General features: G+C 34.9%; 14 protein-coding genes. 9 read left to right on the plus strand and 5 right to left on the minus strand.

The features are described from left to right. The first annotated feature begins 5 nt into the window (after window positions 1-5). Genes DFQ08_RS14560 through DFQ08_RS14570 form a run of 3 tightly spaced genes read left to right on the plus strand, consistent with a single transcriptional unit; the run spans window position 6 to window position 2,603 of the window. Complete coding sequence (locus tag DFQ08_RS14560) at window positions 6-917, plus strand: sterol desaturase family protein (protein WP_114310766.1); 912 nt, start codon at window positions 6-8, stop codon at window positions 915-917. Between the two features lie 4 nt (window positions 918-921). Beyond that, window positions 922-1,788, plus strand: a complete 867-nt coding sequence (locus DFQ08_RS14565; protein ID WP_114310767.1) for a DUF547 domain-containing protein — start codon at window positions 922-924, stop codon at window positions 1,786-1,788. A gap of 32 nt (window positions 1,789-1,820) precedes the next feature. Next, the gene (locus DFQ08_RS14570; RefSeq protein ID WP_114310768.1) at window positions 1,821-2,603 is read left to right on the plus strand and encodes a TIGR04283 family arsenosugar biosynthesis glycosyltransferase; all 783 of its coding nucleotides are present in this window, start codon (window positions 1,821-1,823) and stop codon (window positions 2,601-2,603) included. Between the two features lie 6 nt (window positions 2,604-2,609). Here the strand turns inward: DFQ08_RS14570 and DFQ08_RS14575 are convergent, their stop codons facing one another. After that, the gene (locus tag DFQ08_RS14575; RefSeq protein ID WP_114310769.1) at window positions 2,610-3,344 is read right to left on the minus strand and encodes a metallophosphoesterase family protein; all 735 of its coding nucleotides are present in this window, start codon (window positions 3,342-3,344) and stop codon (window positions 2,610-2,612) included. A gap of 182 nt (window positions 3,345-3,526) precedes the next feature. Between DFQ08_RS14575 and DFQ08_RS14580 the strand changes: the two genes are divergently transcribed. Beyond that, window positions 3,527-5,044 (plus strand): carboxypeptidase-like regulatory domain-containing protein, encoded by a 1,518-nt coding sequence (locus DFQ08_RS14580; RefSeq protein ID WP_114310770.1) that lies wholly within the window; start codon window positions 3,527-3,529, stop codon window positions 5,042-5,044. A 15-nt stretch (window positions 5,045-5,059) separates the two neighbouring features. Here the strand turns inward: DFQ08_RS14580 and DFQ08_RS14585 are convergent, their stop codons facing one another. Continuing rightward, complete coding sequence (locus DFQ08_RS14585) at window positions 5,060-6,064, minus strand: glycoside hydrolase family 113 (protein WP_114310771.1); 1,005 nt, start codon at window positions 6,062-6,064, stop codon at window positions 5,060-5,062. Between the two features lie 96 nt (window positions 6,065-6,160). On the opposite strand from DFQ08_RS14585, the gene DFQ08_RS14590 reads away from it, so the two are divergent. The 4 genes from DFQ08_RS14590 to DFQ08_RS14605 all read left to right on the plus strand — a co-directional run bounded on the left by DFQ08_RS14590 (window position 6,161) and on the right by DFQ08_RS14605 (window position 11,522). Then, window positions 6,161-7,471 (plus strand): NAD(P)/FAD-dependent oxidoreductase, encoded by a 1,311-nt coding sequence (locus tag DFQ08_RS14590; protein WP_114310772.1) that lies wholly within the window; start codon window positions 6,161-6,163, stop codon window positions 7,469-7,471. A gap of 71 nt (window positions 7,472-7,542) precedes the next feature. Beyond that, a complete protein-coding gene (locus tag DFQ08_RS14595) occupies window positions 7,543-9,132 on the plus strand; it encodes a 4Fe-4S binding protein (protein ID WP_114310773.1) in 1,590 nt (529 codons plus the stop codon). 210 nt (window positions 9,133-9,342) lie between these two features. Beyond that, window positions 9,343-10,032, plus strand: a complete 690-nt coding sequence (locus DFQ08_RS14600) for a glycosyltransferase family 2 protein (RefSeq protein ID WP_114310774.1) — start codon at window positions 9,343-9,345, stop codon at window positions 10,030-10,032. Between the two features lie 56 nt (window positions 10,033-10,088). Continuing rightward, a complete protein-coding gene (locus DFQ08_RS14605; protein ID WP_394347190.1) occupies window positions 10,089-11,522 on the plus strand; it encodes a cellulose synthase family protein in 1,434 nt (477 codons plus the stop codon). Window positions 11,523-11,616: 94 nt separating this feature from the next. Here DFQ08_RS14605 and DFQ08_RS14610 read toward each other — a convergent pair whose 3' ends face one another. Further along, entirely contained in the window at window positions 11,617-12,708 is a 1,092-nt protein-coding gene (locus DFQ08_RS14610; protein ID WP_114310775.1) for an SMP-30/gluconolactonase/LRE family protein, read from the minus strand. A 204-nt stretch (window positions 12,709-12,912) separates the two neighbouring features. On the opposite strand from DFQ08_RS14610, the gene DFQ08_RS14615 reads away from it, so the two are divergent. Further along, window positions 12,913-14,295 (plus strand): mannosyltransferase, encoded by a 1,383-nt coding sequence (locus tag DFQ08_RS14615; protein WP_114310776.1) that lies wholly within the window; start codon window positions 12,913-12,915, stop codon window positions 14,293-14,295. A 15-nt stretch (window positions 14,296-14,310) separates the two neighbouring features. Here the strand turns inward: DFQ08_RS14615 and DFQ08_RS14620 are convergent, their stop codons facing one another. Next, window positions 14,311-14,679 carry a hypothetical protein gene (locus DFQ08_RS14620; RefSeq protein WP_114310777.1) on the minus strand — a complete coding sequence of 123 codons (369 nt, stop codon included), beginning with the start codon at window positions 14,677-14,679 and terminating at the stop codon, window positions 14,311-14,313. A 317-nt stretch (window positions 14,680-14,996) separates the two neighbouring features. Continuing rightward, entirely contained in the window at window positions 14,997-15,323 is a 327-nt protein-coding gene (locus DFQ08_RS14625) for a hypothetical protein (RefSeq protein WP_114310778.1), read from the minus strand. Between the last annotated feature and the right edge of the window lie 13 nt (window positions 15,324-15,336).

Genomic DNA, 15,336 nt, shown 5'->3' on the forward strand with positions numbered 1-15,336 from the left:
GTTTTATGGAAAAATACTTAGACCTCATCCTAAAATCATATTCCGGGTATTGGAATTATCTGAGATATGAACTTATTGATCTCAATCATTGGGACAACTTTTTCTATGGTCTTATTTTAATTTCTGTGTTGGTATGGATTTTAGAAATTGCCTTTCCATGGCGTAAAGAACAAGCCTTATTTCGGAAAGATTTTTGGCTAGACACCTTTTACATGTTTTTTAATTTCTTTCTTCTGAATCTTATCATACTCATTGCCTTGTCTAATACGGTAGCCGAGTTATTTAATGATGTGCTTGGTTTAGTCGGTTTATCGTTATCCAGTTTCCAATTGTTTAACGTTAACGAACTTCCTAAATGGTTAGGCTTATTTATTCTATTTATTGTTTCTGATTTTGTTCAGTGGAACACACATCGGCTTTTACATCGTTTTGAATGGCTTTGGAATTTCCATAAAGTACACCACAGCATCAAGGAAATGGGATTTGCTGGGCATCTCCGCTATCACTGGATGGAACCTGTGGTTTACAAATCTATTTTATATATTCCTTTAGCCATTATTGGAGGTTTTGATGCCCAAGACGTGGCTATCATTTACTTTTTTAATATTGCTATAGGTCATTTAAACCATGCCAATTTGGGTTGGGATTATGGCATTTTAAAATACATTTTCAACAATCCTAAGATGCACATCTGGCATCATGTTAAAGAACTTCCAAAAGGCGAGCGCTTTGGCGTAAACTTCGGCATTACTTTAAGCTTATGGGATTACCTTTTTAAAACCAATTATATTCCGCATAACGGAAGAGATATTGCCATTGGCTTTGAAGATGACGACACTTTTCCGCAAGATTTCATAGGGCAATCGATGTACCCTGCATTCTCTAAAAAACGTAAAACACCGCCATCTAAATCCTAAAACCATGAGTTCTAAAAAATATCTATCCGCCATTCTTATCCTTGTAGGTTTGAGCACTTGCGGAGCTAAAAATCTTCAAGAGCAAAATACACTTCAAAAAACAGAAGTACGACTTACAGACAAGACGACTCCCGTAGTGAACAAAAACACGGCAACTCTCAAGGAGGAGGCTATACCACTTCCACCGAAAGCGCCATTACTTTCTAAAAAAGACAGCACAACAGCGGAAACTTTTAACCATTCGCGTTGGGACCGCATATTACAAAAGCATGTCTCTAACTCCGGAGAGGTTAATTACGAAGCTCTTAGAAATGACCCTTCAGAATTAAACATCTATATTGACGCCTTAACTCATAATACGCCAACAGACGCTTGGACAAAAGAAGCGAAATTGGCCTATTGGATTAATGCTTATAACGCTTTAACGATAGATTTAATTTTAAAAAATTATCCAGTAAAAAGCATCAAAGACATTAAAAACCCTTGGGATCAAAAATTATGGCAATTTGGAGACACTTGGCAGGACCTAAATACGATTGAGCATAAAATTTTAAGGCCCATGAAGGAACCTCGAATTCACTTTTCTATAGTTTGCGCTTCAATATCTTGTCCTAAATTACAGAACAAGGCTTTTACGGCTTCAACATTAGAAACACAATTAACCCAAGCGACCAAAGAGTTTTTAAACGATCCTACTAAAAACGAACTTACTAAAGATGCCGTTCAACTTTCTAAAATCTTTAAATGGTTTAAAAAAGATTTTGAAATTACCGGGAGTTTAATCCAATTCTTAAACCAATATACCGACTATGAGATTTCAGAATCGGCAAAAGCAAACTACAAAGATTACAACTGGAATTTAAATAATTAAATCTGTACTCCTAATTCTATCGTAGGTACTATATGATTAGTATAATTATCCCTGTTTTAAATGAAGCCGATAGTATTGGAACTTTATTGTCGCATTTAGTCACAAATATGACGTCCAAAAAGCACTGCGAAATTATTGTGGTGGATGGCGGAAGCACCGATGGAACAACAGACATTATTAGCGCGATTATCTCGCAAAATTCTTCTGAACAATCTAAAACCTTACCTCATCAAGCTCTCAAAAATGGTAGCGAAATGAAAGTCCGAAACCAAAATTTCAAGCTAACAGAGTTACAACTTATAACTTCAGAAAAAGGTAGAGCCAAACAAATGAACCAAGGGGCCAAACATGCTAAGGGCGATATTTTATATTTTCTTCATGCCGACTCCTTTCCTCCTAAAGGCTTTGACCAACTCATTATTGATGAAGTAAAAGCAGGCCATAAGGCTGGTTGTTTTAGAATGGCCTTTAATAGCACCCATTGGTGGCTACAACTTGCGGGGTGGTTTACTCAGTTTAGTTGGCGTGCTTGCAGAGGTGGAGACCAAAGTCAGTTTATTACCGCTTCACTTTTTAATGCTATTGGAGGCTATGATGAAAATTATACCATTTATGAGGATAACATGTTAATAAATGCCCTTTATGAACGGAACACTTTTGTGGTTATCAACAAAAAGTTAACAACCTCAGCCCGACGCTACCAAAAACATGGCGTTTGGACATTACAATACCATTTTTGGGCCATTTATATTAAGAAATACTTCGGAGCTTCTGCTGACGACTTACTCCACTATTACAAAAAGCACATTTATTAACATGCTTTACTTTTTCTTATTTCTTCCCATTTCATTAGGATAAAGCGTCTTTAAAAGCTCTGATTGAAACACGGTTTTTGTATCAATATCTATCGCCGATAAGGGTCCGGTAAAGGCGGCCCCAGTATCTACATTCCAAACATTGCCACGGTGCATGGGTTGGTCTTCTCCAAAATTAATGGTAGGCGTATGACCAATATAAATCTCTTTATAATGCTTTAGTCGATTGGGATAAAACAAAGAATTTTTATTTATACTAGGATTTAATGTTAAGGCCATTTCCCAAAGGGTTCTATCAAAATAAAAATTCTCGGTGTGCAACTCGTCTTCCACACCTTTCATAGATGTAAAACCAGCGTGTAAAAACAAGCGGTTGTCCGTATCGATATGGTAGAGTTTCATCGCCTCAAAAAAATAAAGATGGCGCTGTTTATCTTCTAAAGAAAGGCCCTCGTAACTTGCCATGGTTTCTTTTCCGCCGTGATTATACCACACCTCATTTACAGTCCCCGTAGCCAGCCATTTTTCACACCACACATCATGGTTGCCTTTTATAAAAATACAGGTGTTGGTTGAAGATAATTCTATTAAGTATTCAATAACCTGAGCGGCTTCACTCCAACCATCAACATAATCTCCTAAGAAAATAAAACGATCCTCTGCCCCAAACTGGGCACGTTGTTCCAAATCTTTCAACCCTCTTAATCCGCCGTGTATATCTCCAACTGCTAATGTTCTCATACCTCCTTATTTTTTAATCAAAGCTAAAGTATAATTTTAGAAAAACAGGCTTATCTCCCTTATTATCAAAAATTTTTACAATTGTTAAACTTAAGATAAATCTTACTTAACAAAACTCTAAATCGATTTCATAAAACAATTCAATGCTCTAATTTGCTGACCATTAATCAATCAATCAAAAAATGAACATCAATCAAATCTGCATTGCGCTATCCCTTTTTATGGTAGCGCAATCTTACGGACAGCAAACATTTTCATCCACCTTACGCGACGCAAAAACCGAAGTCCCTATTCCTTTTGCAACCATTCAATTTAACTCTAAAACCGGAGTTATAAGCAATGACCAAGGCGAATTTAACATTAGCATTAGACGAGAAATTAAGGCCAGCGATTCTTTAAAAATAAGTTGCCTTGGCTATGAAGAAAAACAGATTCCCTTATTAAATTTTAATCAAGCGCCCATCTATTTAACCCCACAAACGATAGACTTATCAGAGGTTTTAGTGACCAACAAAACCTATAGTATAGATGAAATCTTAGAAAACATAAAAGAACGGCTTACTCAAAATTACGATTATAACTATAAGCGACGAAAACTGTTTTATAGAACCTCATACTACAATGAAATGGACAAGTATGATGTGCACTTAGACAAATCTACCATCCCTGAATTTAATCAGCAATTTGTAGACAGTCTTCTGCAAATTATGCCAAAAACCAATAGCAGTCATACTGAAATTTTAGGTGAAATTTACGGGAAGATAGAACCAAAAACACATCAGAAATTAAACATTTTAAAGGCCTGCCGTTTATATGATAAATCGAAGGATATCAACCTAGACAATTACGAAAAACGCTTTAACGCCATTTTTAAGAAATACGTAAAACGCGACTCGTATTTCAAAATTAAATCGGGTTGGTTTAGTGTGAAAGAAGATATGGATCCTTCATTATTTGGAGAGGAACAACAAGCAACTGAAGCCTTAATTGCCGAGCAGAAGAAGAAAGACTCCCTTAATAAAATTAGTTTTTTAGCATGGCGAAAGCTGCAGATTCACAATTTTGAAAACAATAATTTTATTGATGAAGACAATGATCTTAACATCATTCATAAATCGCAACGCTATGAGTTTGAATTGAAGGATTACGCCTATATCAATGATATGTTTGTCTATGTTATTCCATTTCAACCTAAACGAAGCGAAGATTTTTCAGGAACAATGTATGTAAACACGGAAGATTTTGCAGTGGTCCGAGTGGATTACAAAAACGTAAAACCATTGAGTAAATTTTCATTATTAGGCATCTCCATGCGGAAATATTTAAAGGAAGGTACTATTATTTTTCAGAAAAACGAAAATAAGAAATACACCTTAAAATACAGAGACGAAACCTTAGGCGAACTTGTTGGTATAAAACGACCACTTAAGATTGTTGAAAAAAACAAACATGTTAAAGGCCGACGCAAGCAAAATGAACTAAAAGGAGACATTCACTTTATTGTTAAAAATATTGATAAAACAGAACTCATTGTATTTGAAACCGACGCCATAACGGAAGCGGATTTTAAAGCATTAAAACAAACCGCTTATACAGAACCTACAGCACTGGATGAATACGATCCTGAATTCTGGAAAGGCTATAATATTATTGAACCCAATAAGGCCATCAAAGAATTTAAATCCTTAGAATCGGAATAACATCAACCTTATAAACTAGCTTTTATAATGTGCTTTTATAATTTGCTCCACAGGTTTATTCTGTGGGGTAAATTGATTATTATCTACACCGCCAACATTGTTGTGATCTACAAACCATTTCCACAGATAGCCTCCGGCAAACCAATCTTCATCCCAAACCGCATCAAATAAAGCTTGGGTGGCATTATTTTGTGCTATGAGATTTACAGACGTCATAGAACGGTCGTAGCGCCATGGCTCTTTTCCTGTATAATCTACACTACGATACCCAAACTCGGTAAATAATATAGGTCGATCTAGTTTTTCAGAAAATGCTTTTAGTCCTGGTTTATGCTTGGCCCAGCCTTTAATACAGTCTTCAACAGTTGGAGTTTGCATGGTGCTCACAGGAAAATAAGCATCAATCCCAATATAATCGAGTTGGTGCCAAAAAGGTGTTGTCCAAAACTCATCCCAATTTGCCGCATAGGTTAACTTCCCGGTATAAACTGCTTTAACAGCTTTTATAAGCTCTTGCCAATACGCAGGTCTGTGCGTAATAAAGGCTTCAAGTTCGGTACCAACACAAAAGACCTCTACATTATATTCTTGAGCCATTTCAGCATATTCTAAAATAAAATCGGAGTAAGACGCTTCTAATAATTTCCAATCGGCCTCTGAAGACGCCTCTAAAAATCCGGTAAACTCACCATGGGCAATCCACAATTGGGGTTTCACCATAACGTTTATACCCTCTTTATGCAGGGCTTCTATATATTGTCCGGCACCAGAGCGGGTTTCTCCAAACCATTGTCGCTTAGTATTGTGCGTCACTTCAGGATGAGCCTGATCTCTAATAAAACCAAAGGGCATCACAGCTGCCGCATTCGCATTAATATTCACAATAGGTTTCACATGGGAGGCATCAACCACGCCCCGAGAAGCCACAAAACTTACCCCGTTTATCTTTAACGGTTTATACTTTGCTGCGGCACAACTGAGCATTAGAATACTTAAAAGGCTATAAAAAAGAGGTCTCATACTGCGAAATTATGCTTAAATTTAAATAAAATCGACTAAGAGATTAAGGTTTTAACAAAAGCTTCGACCTATAATCCACATTACAACCTCAACGATATGGAACACATTGTTATTATTGGCAACGGCATTTCTGGAGTGACCTTGGCCAGACACCTTAGAAAGTTATCAAATAAAAAAATAACTATCATCTCTGCCGAAACGGATTACTTCTTCTCCCGTACCGCTTTAATGTACGTTTATATGGGCCATATGAAGTTTGAACATACACAACCTTATGAAAACTGGTTTTGGGAAAAGAACCGAATCGGTTTAAAGAAAGCCTATGTTAAACACGTTGATACAGAAGCTAAAACCCTTCATTTTGCTGAAGGTGATTCCCTAAACTATGATAAATTAGTCATTGCAACCGGTAGTAAACCGAATAAATTTGGCTGGCCAGGACAGGATGCGAAAGGCGTTATGGGGATGTACCATAAACAAGATCTAGAACACTTAGAAGAACACGCCCCAAATAATGAGGTTTGTAAACGTGCCGTTATCGTTGGTGGTGGTTTAATAGGAATTGAATTGGCCGAGATGTTAAATTCTAGAAGTATTCCGGTGACCTTTTTAGTCCGAGAAAATAGTTTTTGGAATGGCGTTTTACCGCAAGGTGAAAGCGAAATGATTAATAGACATATTAAAAATCACCATATAGACTTACGATTGTCTACAAATTTAAAGGCTATAAATACGGATGAAAATGGTAAAGTAAAATCTGTGATTATTGAAGAAACAGGAGAAGAACTTGCCTGTAATGTTGTGGGCTTAACCGCTGGCGTGACACCTAATATCGATTTTTTAAAAGACTCAGGTATTGAATTAGGAAGAGGCGTTAAAGTAAATCGTTATTTAGAAACCAATATCCCTGACGTGTATGCTATTGGTGATTGTGCTGAGCAACACGAAGCTATTGGTAATCGCCGACCTATAGAAGCCGTTTGGTATACAGGCCGTATGATGGGCGAGGTTTTAGCACAAACCATTTGCGGAAATAAAATGACCTATAATCCTGGTCACTGGTTTAACTCAGCGAAATTTTTAGATATTGAATATCAAACTTACGGTTGGGTTTTTGGCGAACGCGGACGCCCAGAATACGAACAACATTTTCATTGGAAACATGAAGACGATACCAAATGTATAACCGTAGCCTTCCATAAAGAGAGTCACAAATTCTTAGGAATTAACACCTTTGGAATCCGCATGCGCCACGAAGTTTTTGACCGTTGGCTCACCGAACAACGTGATGTCGATTATGTAATGCATCACCTCTCTGAAGCTAATTTTGATCCTGAATTTTATTCAAGATTTGAAAAAGACATTCTTAAATCATACACTAACCAACCACAACTTGCCAAATCTTAACCCCTATAGATTTTAAAAGTTAATACCGCTAAAAGCAGCACACCCTTTAAGCATAAACAACCCATATTACAATGAGCAACAAATTAAATCATAGTATGTCTTTGGCAAAACCTGATGCCTTAGGAATTAATAACAAACAAAAAGTAGCTGTTGCCATTGGCGTTATTGGCTTATTTATTTTTGCCCTAGCACTTTTCAATGTTAATTTCCCTAATAAAGCCCTGTTTTTAACCCTTTCTTTAGCGGCAATTATTGGCGGAACTGTCGTTTTTTCTAGAGAAGCATACCTCACAAAATTAGAAGGCATAAAAAATGATGGCGTCTGGTTTAAATCCATTTCTTCTCGAGGTATTCTCGGTTGGATTCTTGGCGTCGTACTAACGACCTTTTATATTGTGCTTTATTTTTTCCCTACCTATTTAGGATTAGGCACCGATGGAGAAGAAAACACAGGACTTATTAGTCTTTTTGACCCTTTAAGCCAATTATTAAGTGGACGTAACGCCAGCCAATGGTTTGTCTATGGGACGCTTTACACCGTAGCAATTTTAGCGTTTGGCTATAAGTTTATTTTAAAATACAGACACAATCGCTACCAACAATTACGTACCGTTTCAGTGATGTTTTTTCAATTGGGTTTTGCCTTTTTGATTCCTGAATTTATGTACGTCATGAATAACGACTTACCATACTATGACCTAAAGAGTATTTGGCCACTTAACTATTATATTTTTGATGAATGGTCCGTAAACGGGTTTCTGTCTAATGGTACTATAGGACTCGCTTTACTCCTTTTTGGTATTTTATCCATTTTTGTTTTTACTCCAATTTTAACGTATAAATACGGGAAACGATGGTATTGCTCATGGGTTTGTGGCTGTGGAGGTTTAGCCGAAACTGCTGGAGATTCTTTTAGACAATTATCTTCTAAAAAACTATACGCATGGAAAATAGAACGCTGGTTAATACATGTGGTTTTAGTCTTTTCTGTTGTAATGACTACGGCAGTCGTTTACACCTATTTAGGCTACGATAAAAACGATTTCTGGCTCACTCGTGGGGTTTTCATCAGTTTCGTTATTGGTTTATTAACCTTAGTATTTGCTGGGACTATGATTTTTAAACGTCAGGAGTTGGCAAAAGATGCTAAATATGGCGCTATAAGTTTCTTTATTACCATTACCCTTTTGTTAGTGATGCATTTTACAGGAACTACAGATCACCTTTTTTATATTAAAGCTGGAGCTTTAAGAGCCGCTTACGGAATTTATATAGGATCTATTTTTTCTGGAGTTATAGGAACAGGCTTCTACCCTATTTTAGGAAACCGTTCTTGGTGTCGTTTTGGTTGTCCTATGGCGGCTATCCTAGGTTTTCAACAACGTTTATTTTCAAAATTTAGAATTACCACCAATGGCGGACAATGTATTTCTTGTGGAAACTGTTCTAACAGTTGCGAAATGGGGATCGATGTTAGACATTATGCGCAAAAAGGAGAAAACATCGTTCGTTCTAGTTGTGTAGGTTGTGGTATTTGCTCTGCTGTTTGTCCTAGAGGTGTTCTAAAATTAGAAAATGATGGCATGAAAGGTCGTATCAATTCTAATGAAATTCTTTTGGGTAATGATGTGGATTTAATGGAGCTTGTTAACCAAAAATAAGATTCTAAATTCTTAAAACCGTATAGTTCATAAAGACGTTTCAGTTGCACCTCGGAACGTCTTTATGGTTTATATAAACATTATATTTCATCTATTAATTAGGCAAAACAAGCTTGAGGTTATCGCAATAAAATCAAGTGTTTATTGAGTAAAAAGATTTCTTAAAATTAAATTCTCAAATATTGTACATTTGCCACACAATAAGATAAAATGCCCAAAATAAAAGTTATTATTCCTGCCTACAACGAGGAGGCGTCTATTCCTTTAGTTATAAAAGATATCCCTTCTATCGTTGATGAAGTTATTGTTGTGAGTAATAATTCTACCGATAATACCGAGATTAACGCTAAAAATGCTGGGGCAACAGTGCTGGTTGAAAAGAGAAAAGGTTATGGTTTTGCCTGCTTAAAGGGTATGGATTATATTTCTAAACAAAAAAATACAACAGACATTGTTGTGTTTTTAGATGGTGATTATAGTGATTATCCGGAGGAATTAACAAAACTTGTACAACCTATTATTGACCAAAACATCGATTTTGTGGTGGGCGCTAGAGTGAAAGCCTTACGTGAGGATGGTTCAATGACGACGCCACAAATTTTTGGCAACTGGCTAGCAACAAGCCTTATGCGTTTATTCTTTAGATCTACATTTACCGATTTAGGTCCCTTTAGAGCCATTAAATACAGCACACTTCTAGACTTAAACATGGAAGACAAAACTTATGGGTGGACGGTAGAGATGCAACTTAAAGTACTGAAGCGAAAAATTAGCTATAAAGAAATCCCTGTAAATTATAGAAACAGAATAGGTGTCTCAAAAGTTTCAGGAACGATAAAAGGTGCTATCTTTGCAGGCATAAAAATCTTGACATGGATTTTTAAATACAGTTTTAAGTGATTTACCTTCAATACACCATCATCGTTATTTACACTGTGGCTATAGTGCTTATTTTTATGTATGCCTTAGCACAGTTAAATTTACTCTACAATTATCTTTCTTCAAAAAAGAAAAGAGAAACTTGTGACAAATTTAACTTTTCAAATACTGAAGAGATTCCATTTGTTACCATTCAACTTCCTGTATACAATGAAATGTATGTTATGGAGCGTTTGCTCGATAATATTGCATTACTAGAGTATCCTAAGGATAAATTAGAGATTCAGGTGTTGGATGACTCTACCGATGAAACCGTAGCGACAACTAAAGCTCATGTAGAGCAGTTGGCCAAAACGGGGTTAGATATTACACATATTACAAGAACGGATAGAAGTGGTTTTAAAGCTGGAGCTCTTAAAGAAGGTTTAAAGGTTGCTAAAGGTGAATATATTGCCATTTTTGATGCCGATTTCTTACCGAAACCTAATTGGTTAATGCGTACCATTCCTTATTTTAAGAATGAAAAAATAGGCGTTGTTCAAACAAGATGGGGACATATTAACAGAAACTATTCGTTATTAACAAAAATTCAAGCCTTTGCCTTAGATGCGCATTTTACTTTAGAGCAAGTAGGTCGAAATAGTAAAGGACACTTCATTAACTTTAACGGAACCGCTGGAGTATGGAGAAAAGCCTGTATTATAGACGCAGGAAATTGGGAAGGTGATACCCTTACTGAAGATTTAGATTTAAGTTACCGTGCTCAATTAAAAAACTGGGAATTCAAATACTTAGAAGACGTAGAAACGCCTGCTGAATTACCAGTCGTTATAAGTGCTGCACGTTCTCAACAATTCCGTTGGAATAAAGGAGGGGCAGAAAACTTTCGAAAAATGTTATGGCGCGTTTTAAAGTCAGACAATATCTCTACAAAAACTAAAGTTCATGGTTTATTGCACCTTTTAAACAGTACCATGTTCTTAAGTATCTTTACGGTAGCTATTTTAAGCATCCCAATGCTTTATATTAAAAACGAATACGCTCACCTTAGAAACTACTTTTATATTATGAGTTTCTTTGTAACGAGCACCATCATCTTCTTTGTATGTTATTGGTTTATGTACCGAAATATCTATGGAAGTGGTTTTAAGAAATTCTTCAACTATGTGGGGATGTTCTTTACCTTTTTCTCAATAGCCATGGGCTTCTCTCTTCATAATTCTATTGCAGTTATTGAAGGTCATATTGGAAAACGTAGTGAATTTGTAAGAACTCCAAAGTTTAATATCAGTACGATAAGAGACTCCTGGAAAGGCAACAAATACATTATGAAAAAGGTTTCACCTCATGTTATTATTGAAGGTATGCTTATGCTGTATTTTGCATTTGGAATGTATAGTGCTTTTATAGTAGGCGACCAAGGTGGAGATTTCGGATTATTTCCTTTTCACCTTATGTTATTCATTGGTTTTGGTTATGTATTCTTTAAATCATTATCTTCTAAGGTTTAAATAACATTTAAACATAAAAAATCCGTAAAGTCTTTAACTATAAAGATTTTACGGATTTTTTTGCTTTAATTTAGTGTTATATTGCTCTCAACAGTTATTTATTTGGCAATGCAACTTTGTTTAAGGTAAATTCCATTTCAGAAATATCTCCTGAAATCTCATTAATCCTAGAGTTTGTAAAATATAGTTCGTTATTATATATACTAAACGTATCTGCCCATTTTACCTTATCACCTTCTAATAGAGTCGAAATATTTCCATCAGCTTGTCTAAATTGTATTTTGTTATGCTCTAAATCTGCATAATACAAATTACCGCTAGCATCTAAAATCATTCCATCTGGAGCAGCTGTTTTTGCTATAAACTCAACTTGATTTTCTATCTGAGTTTCATCTTCAAGATCAAAAGCACTCGTAGGAATAGCATACAAACTATAACCAGTAAGTGCATGGTAATACAGTATATCATTTTCTGTATCTAAAGCAATACCATCAGAGTTAATTGCTCTTTCCCATTTTTTATCACCAAAGGTTAAATAGGAAGCTTCGGCACTTGTAGATTTATGATTATCTAAAACTCTTTTAGATACTTCAGAGTTCATATCTAAGATTACTAATCCGGCATGACCAGAATCTGTAAAATAGATTTTATTCTTTTTCTTATCTACGCGAAGATCATTTATATAAGAATCTGGATGGTAACTCCCTTCAGAAAGCTTATATACTTTACTTAAAGTGTTATCAACTAAATTAAATACAAAAACACGAGGTGCATCTAATACATTTTGAAACAACTGACTTCTTGTATCTAAAACATATAGTTTATCTTCAAAAGCGACAACAGATTGTACACCTACAAACTTATCTTCAAGGACTTCGTCTCCAATTTTCCACGAATTCCATTCTGCATTAGGAAAGCTTACCTCTTCTTTATTCTTATTAACTTCAACTACCGAATTTTTAACTCCTTCTCTCCATCTTGGAAAATTCACAAAAACACGACCATCATTAGCAACCGAAACTCCTGTAACCTGTTGCCCTTTAAAACTTATAACTTCATTTACTTTTAATGTTCTTGTTGTTGTATCTTTTTGTGTATTCACAACTGATTCTGTTTTAGATTGACCAGCATCTTTACATGAACTTAGTACAATTAAAAAAGCAGCAAAATAAAATATATTCCTCATATTATCTGTTATTTTTAGTTCCTCAAAAGTAGTAAAGATTAACTTATTACACTTAGATTATTAACAGGAAGAGCTGTCGTACAAAAAGAATATTTAGATAAATAACTGAGTTATTGTAAGCTCTGCATTAAAAAAGAGTCTTAGACACCTCACTACAAATTTAGCAATTAACCAAACCCCGCAAATAATATTTATATTTGATTTATGCTAGACATCACCTTATTTTCAAAATTAAAAAAGTCCTCAATTTTGTTAGTTGTTACAAGCTTAATCCTCTATTTTATTTTTGCCTATTACACAGCAAGAACAGAATACTACAAAATAGTCGCCTTATATGCTGCTCAATTTTTTCTGTTTTACAAATTAGTAGATTTTAATAAAACAAACCTTAAACTTTTAACATACACAGCAGTTATATTTCGGATTGTTTTTATTTTTTCAATCCCAAATCTATCACAAGATTTTTACCGTTTTATTTGGGATGGACGAATGATATTTGGAGGTTTTAACCCTTATTTATACACTCCAGATTCTTTTATTAACAACGACATATTTCCTATTAATCAAGCACAAGAATTATATAATGGAATGGGCGAATTAAGCTCTTCTCATTATACCAACTATCCACCAATAAATCAACTCTGTTTCACAATTGCTGCTTTATTTTCTAGTCATAGTATTTTAGGCTCTATCATATCAATGCGACTTATAATTATTGCTGCAGATATTGGTACGCTTTATTTTGGAAAGAAACTCTTGAAACGTTTAAAACTACCTTCAAATAGAATTTTCTGGTATATTTTAAATCCTTTTATTATTATAGAATTAACTGGTAATCTTCACTTTGAAGGTGTAATGATTTTCTTCCTCATTTGGGCACTGTACCTTTTATACTCAGGTAAATGGAAATGGGCCGCCATCATTTTTGCATGTTCAATTTCAGTGAAGTTAATTCCATTAATGTTATTACCTCTATTTTTTAAATTCTTTAAAACAACAAAAACATCACAAATATCCTATCGTAAGCTAATTGTATTTTATGTTATAATCGGAATAACTATACTCCTCCTATTCCTTCCTTTTTTTTCTATGGAATTTGTGAACAATTACTCTAAAACAGTTGGGCTTTGGTTTGGAAATTTTGAATTTAACGCAAGTATTTATTATCTCTTAAGAGCAATAGGCTACAGTATAACGGGCTATAATGAAATTGCTATTATTGGTAAAATTCTACCTATAATTTCGGTCTTTATAATTTTTGGGTTTTCATTGTTTAAACAAAACAATACTTTATCTAAACTGATCACTTCAATGCTATTAGTATTTACTTGCTATTTATTTTTAAGTACCACGGTGCATCCTTGGTATATTGCGACCCTTGTGCTCTTTTCTGTTTTTACCAATTATAAGTTTCCATTGGTATGGTCTTTCGTTATTATCTTAAGTTATTTAGCCTATGCTAACCCTTCTAATTCAGAAAATTTATGGGTTGTTGGTTTAGAATATGCTGTTGTCTTTGCGGTCTTTATTTGGGAAGTGGCGCTAAAAAAAACTGCCAGTTTCCCGGCAGTTTCTCAACATTATTAGTAGATTAAGACACGTTTATTTTATGTGTTTTAGTGCTACAATTTTATAATCCTCATAGATTTCAGCGTCTCCATTTTCATCAATTTCTTCATAGGTTGTAACTTCATAAGTGATTTCAAACCGTTTACCAACCCATTCCTTAGATTTTAAATTAAGCGTTTTCAAAAGCCCTTCCTTCAAATCTGAAAAGTAAATTATAGTGGTATCCTCATCATCATTTAGGTCTTCTGCTATAACAAAGGCATAGCCATCATTAACATCATAACCATCATAAACCCCTTCGGAAGTAATCACTTTGGTGTTTTGACATGGGTTAGCGTTCAAGGCGTTAATTGGTAACGTCGCTAGGAATAACACTATAATACTGAATTTTAATACGTTCATGAGATTGTATTTTTAAGCTGAAATTAATCAGCTATAATTAATTTTAGTTTAAGGTTTTGGGATTTTGCCACCTCAAGCCCAAATGCTTTTAGATTACAACCGCTAGGGTTTAATGTCTGTGGATCGGAATGTGAACGTGTATTTTGAAGTGTTATCGTTTTAAGGTTATAAGGATAGGTATTTTAAAAGTTAAATAAAAATTCCAGGTTTGCCCCAGAATGTTTGGTAAAAAAAACTCAGCTTAACCCTTTAATTAAAAAAAGTAGCACTGAGTTTCTATAATTGTGTAAAAAATAAGGTCTATGTTAAGACGCTTCTTAAGAAAAATCTTCGTCTTCAGCTCCAGGTTCTAATTCCGGATCTACAACCGCATTAGGATCATCATCTTCGAAATCTTCATAATCTTCTTCGTCATAATTCTCCATCGTTTGCTCTAGCTTCGTACTGACTTTTACTAAATACTTAGTATCTTCAGTAGTCACCTCTACGGCATCAACAATTTCATTTTTTGCATTTTTAAACGAAATCACGTTGTCATCATCGTACCCATCAGGATATTTTTCGACCAGAAGGGCTAAAATTTCAGGGGTCAATTTTTTGAAATCAACTATAACTCGTTTTAAATGTGCGTCTTTTGGTTTCATTATCTAATATTAT

The sequence above is a fragment of the Winogradskyella arenosi genome, from assembly GCF_003337305.1.
Classification (GTDB): domain Bacteria; phylum Bacteroidota; class Bacteroidia; order Flavobacteriales; family Flavobacteriaceae; genus Winogradskyella; species Winogradskyella arenosi.

Bases quoted from the DNA above. Each gene is read 5' to 3' on its own strand.
- DFQ08_RS14560 (WP_114310766.1), top strand. From the start codon at position 6: ATGGAAAAATACTTAGACCTCATCCTAAAATCATATTCCGGGTATTGG.
- DFQ08_RS14565 (WP_114310767.1), top strand. From the start codon at position 922: ATGAGTTCTAAAAAATATCTATCCGCCATTCTTATCCTTGTAGGTTTG.
- DFQ08_RS14570 (WP_114310768.1), top strand. From the start codon at position 1,821: ATGATTAGTATAATTATCCCTGTTTTAAATGAAGCCGATAGTATTGGA.
- DFQ08_RS14575 (WP_114310769.1), bottom strand. From the start codon at position 3,344: ATGAGAACATTAGCAGTTGGAGATATACACGGCGGATTAAGAGGGTTG.
- DFQ08_RS14580 (WP_114310770.1), top strand. From the start codon at position 3,527: ATGAACATCAATCAAATCTGCATTGCGCTATCCCTTTTTATGGTAGCG.
- DFQ08_RS14585 (WP_114310771.1), bottom strand. From the start codon at position 6,064: ATGAGACCTCTTTTTTATAGCCTTTTAAGTATTCTAATGCTCAGTTGT.
- DFQ08_RS14590 (WP_114310772.1), top strand. From the start codon at position 6,161: ATGGAACACATTGTTATTATTGGCAACGGCATTTCTGGAGTGACCTTG.
- DFQ08_RS14595 (WP_114310773.1), top strand. From the start codon at position 7,543: ATGAGCAACAAATTAAATCATAGTATGTCTTTGGCAAAACCTGATGCC.
- DFQ08_RS14600 (WP_114310774.1), top strand. From the start codon at position 9,343: ATGCCCAAAATAAAAGTTATTATTCCTGCCTACAACGAGGAGGCGTCT.
- DFQ08_RS14605 (WP_394347190.1), top strand. From the start codon at position 10,089: ATGTATGCCTTAGCACAGTTAAATTTACTCTACAATTATCTTTCTTCA.
- DFQ08_RS14610 (WP_114310775.1), bottom strand. From the start codon at position 12,708: ATGAGGAATATATTTTATTTTGCTGCTTTTTTAATTGTACTAAGTTCA.
- DFQ08_RS14615 (WP_114310776.1), top strand. From the start codon at position 12,913: ATGCTAGACATCACCTTATTTTCAAAATTAAAAAAGTCCTCAATTTTG.
- DFQ08_RS14620 (WP_114310777.1), bottom strand. From the start codon at position 14,679: ATGAACGTATTAAAATTCAGTATTATAGTGTTATTCCTAGCGACGTTA.
- DFQ08_RS14625 (WP_114310778.1), bottom strand. From the start codon at position 15,323: ATGAAACCAAAAGACGCACATTTAAAACGAGTTATAGTTGATTTCAAA.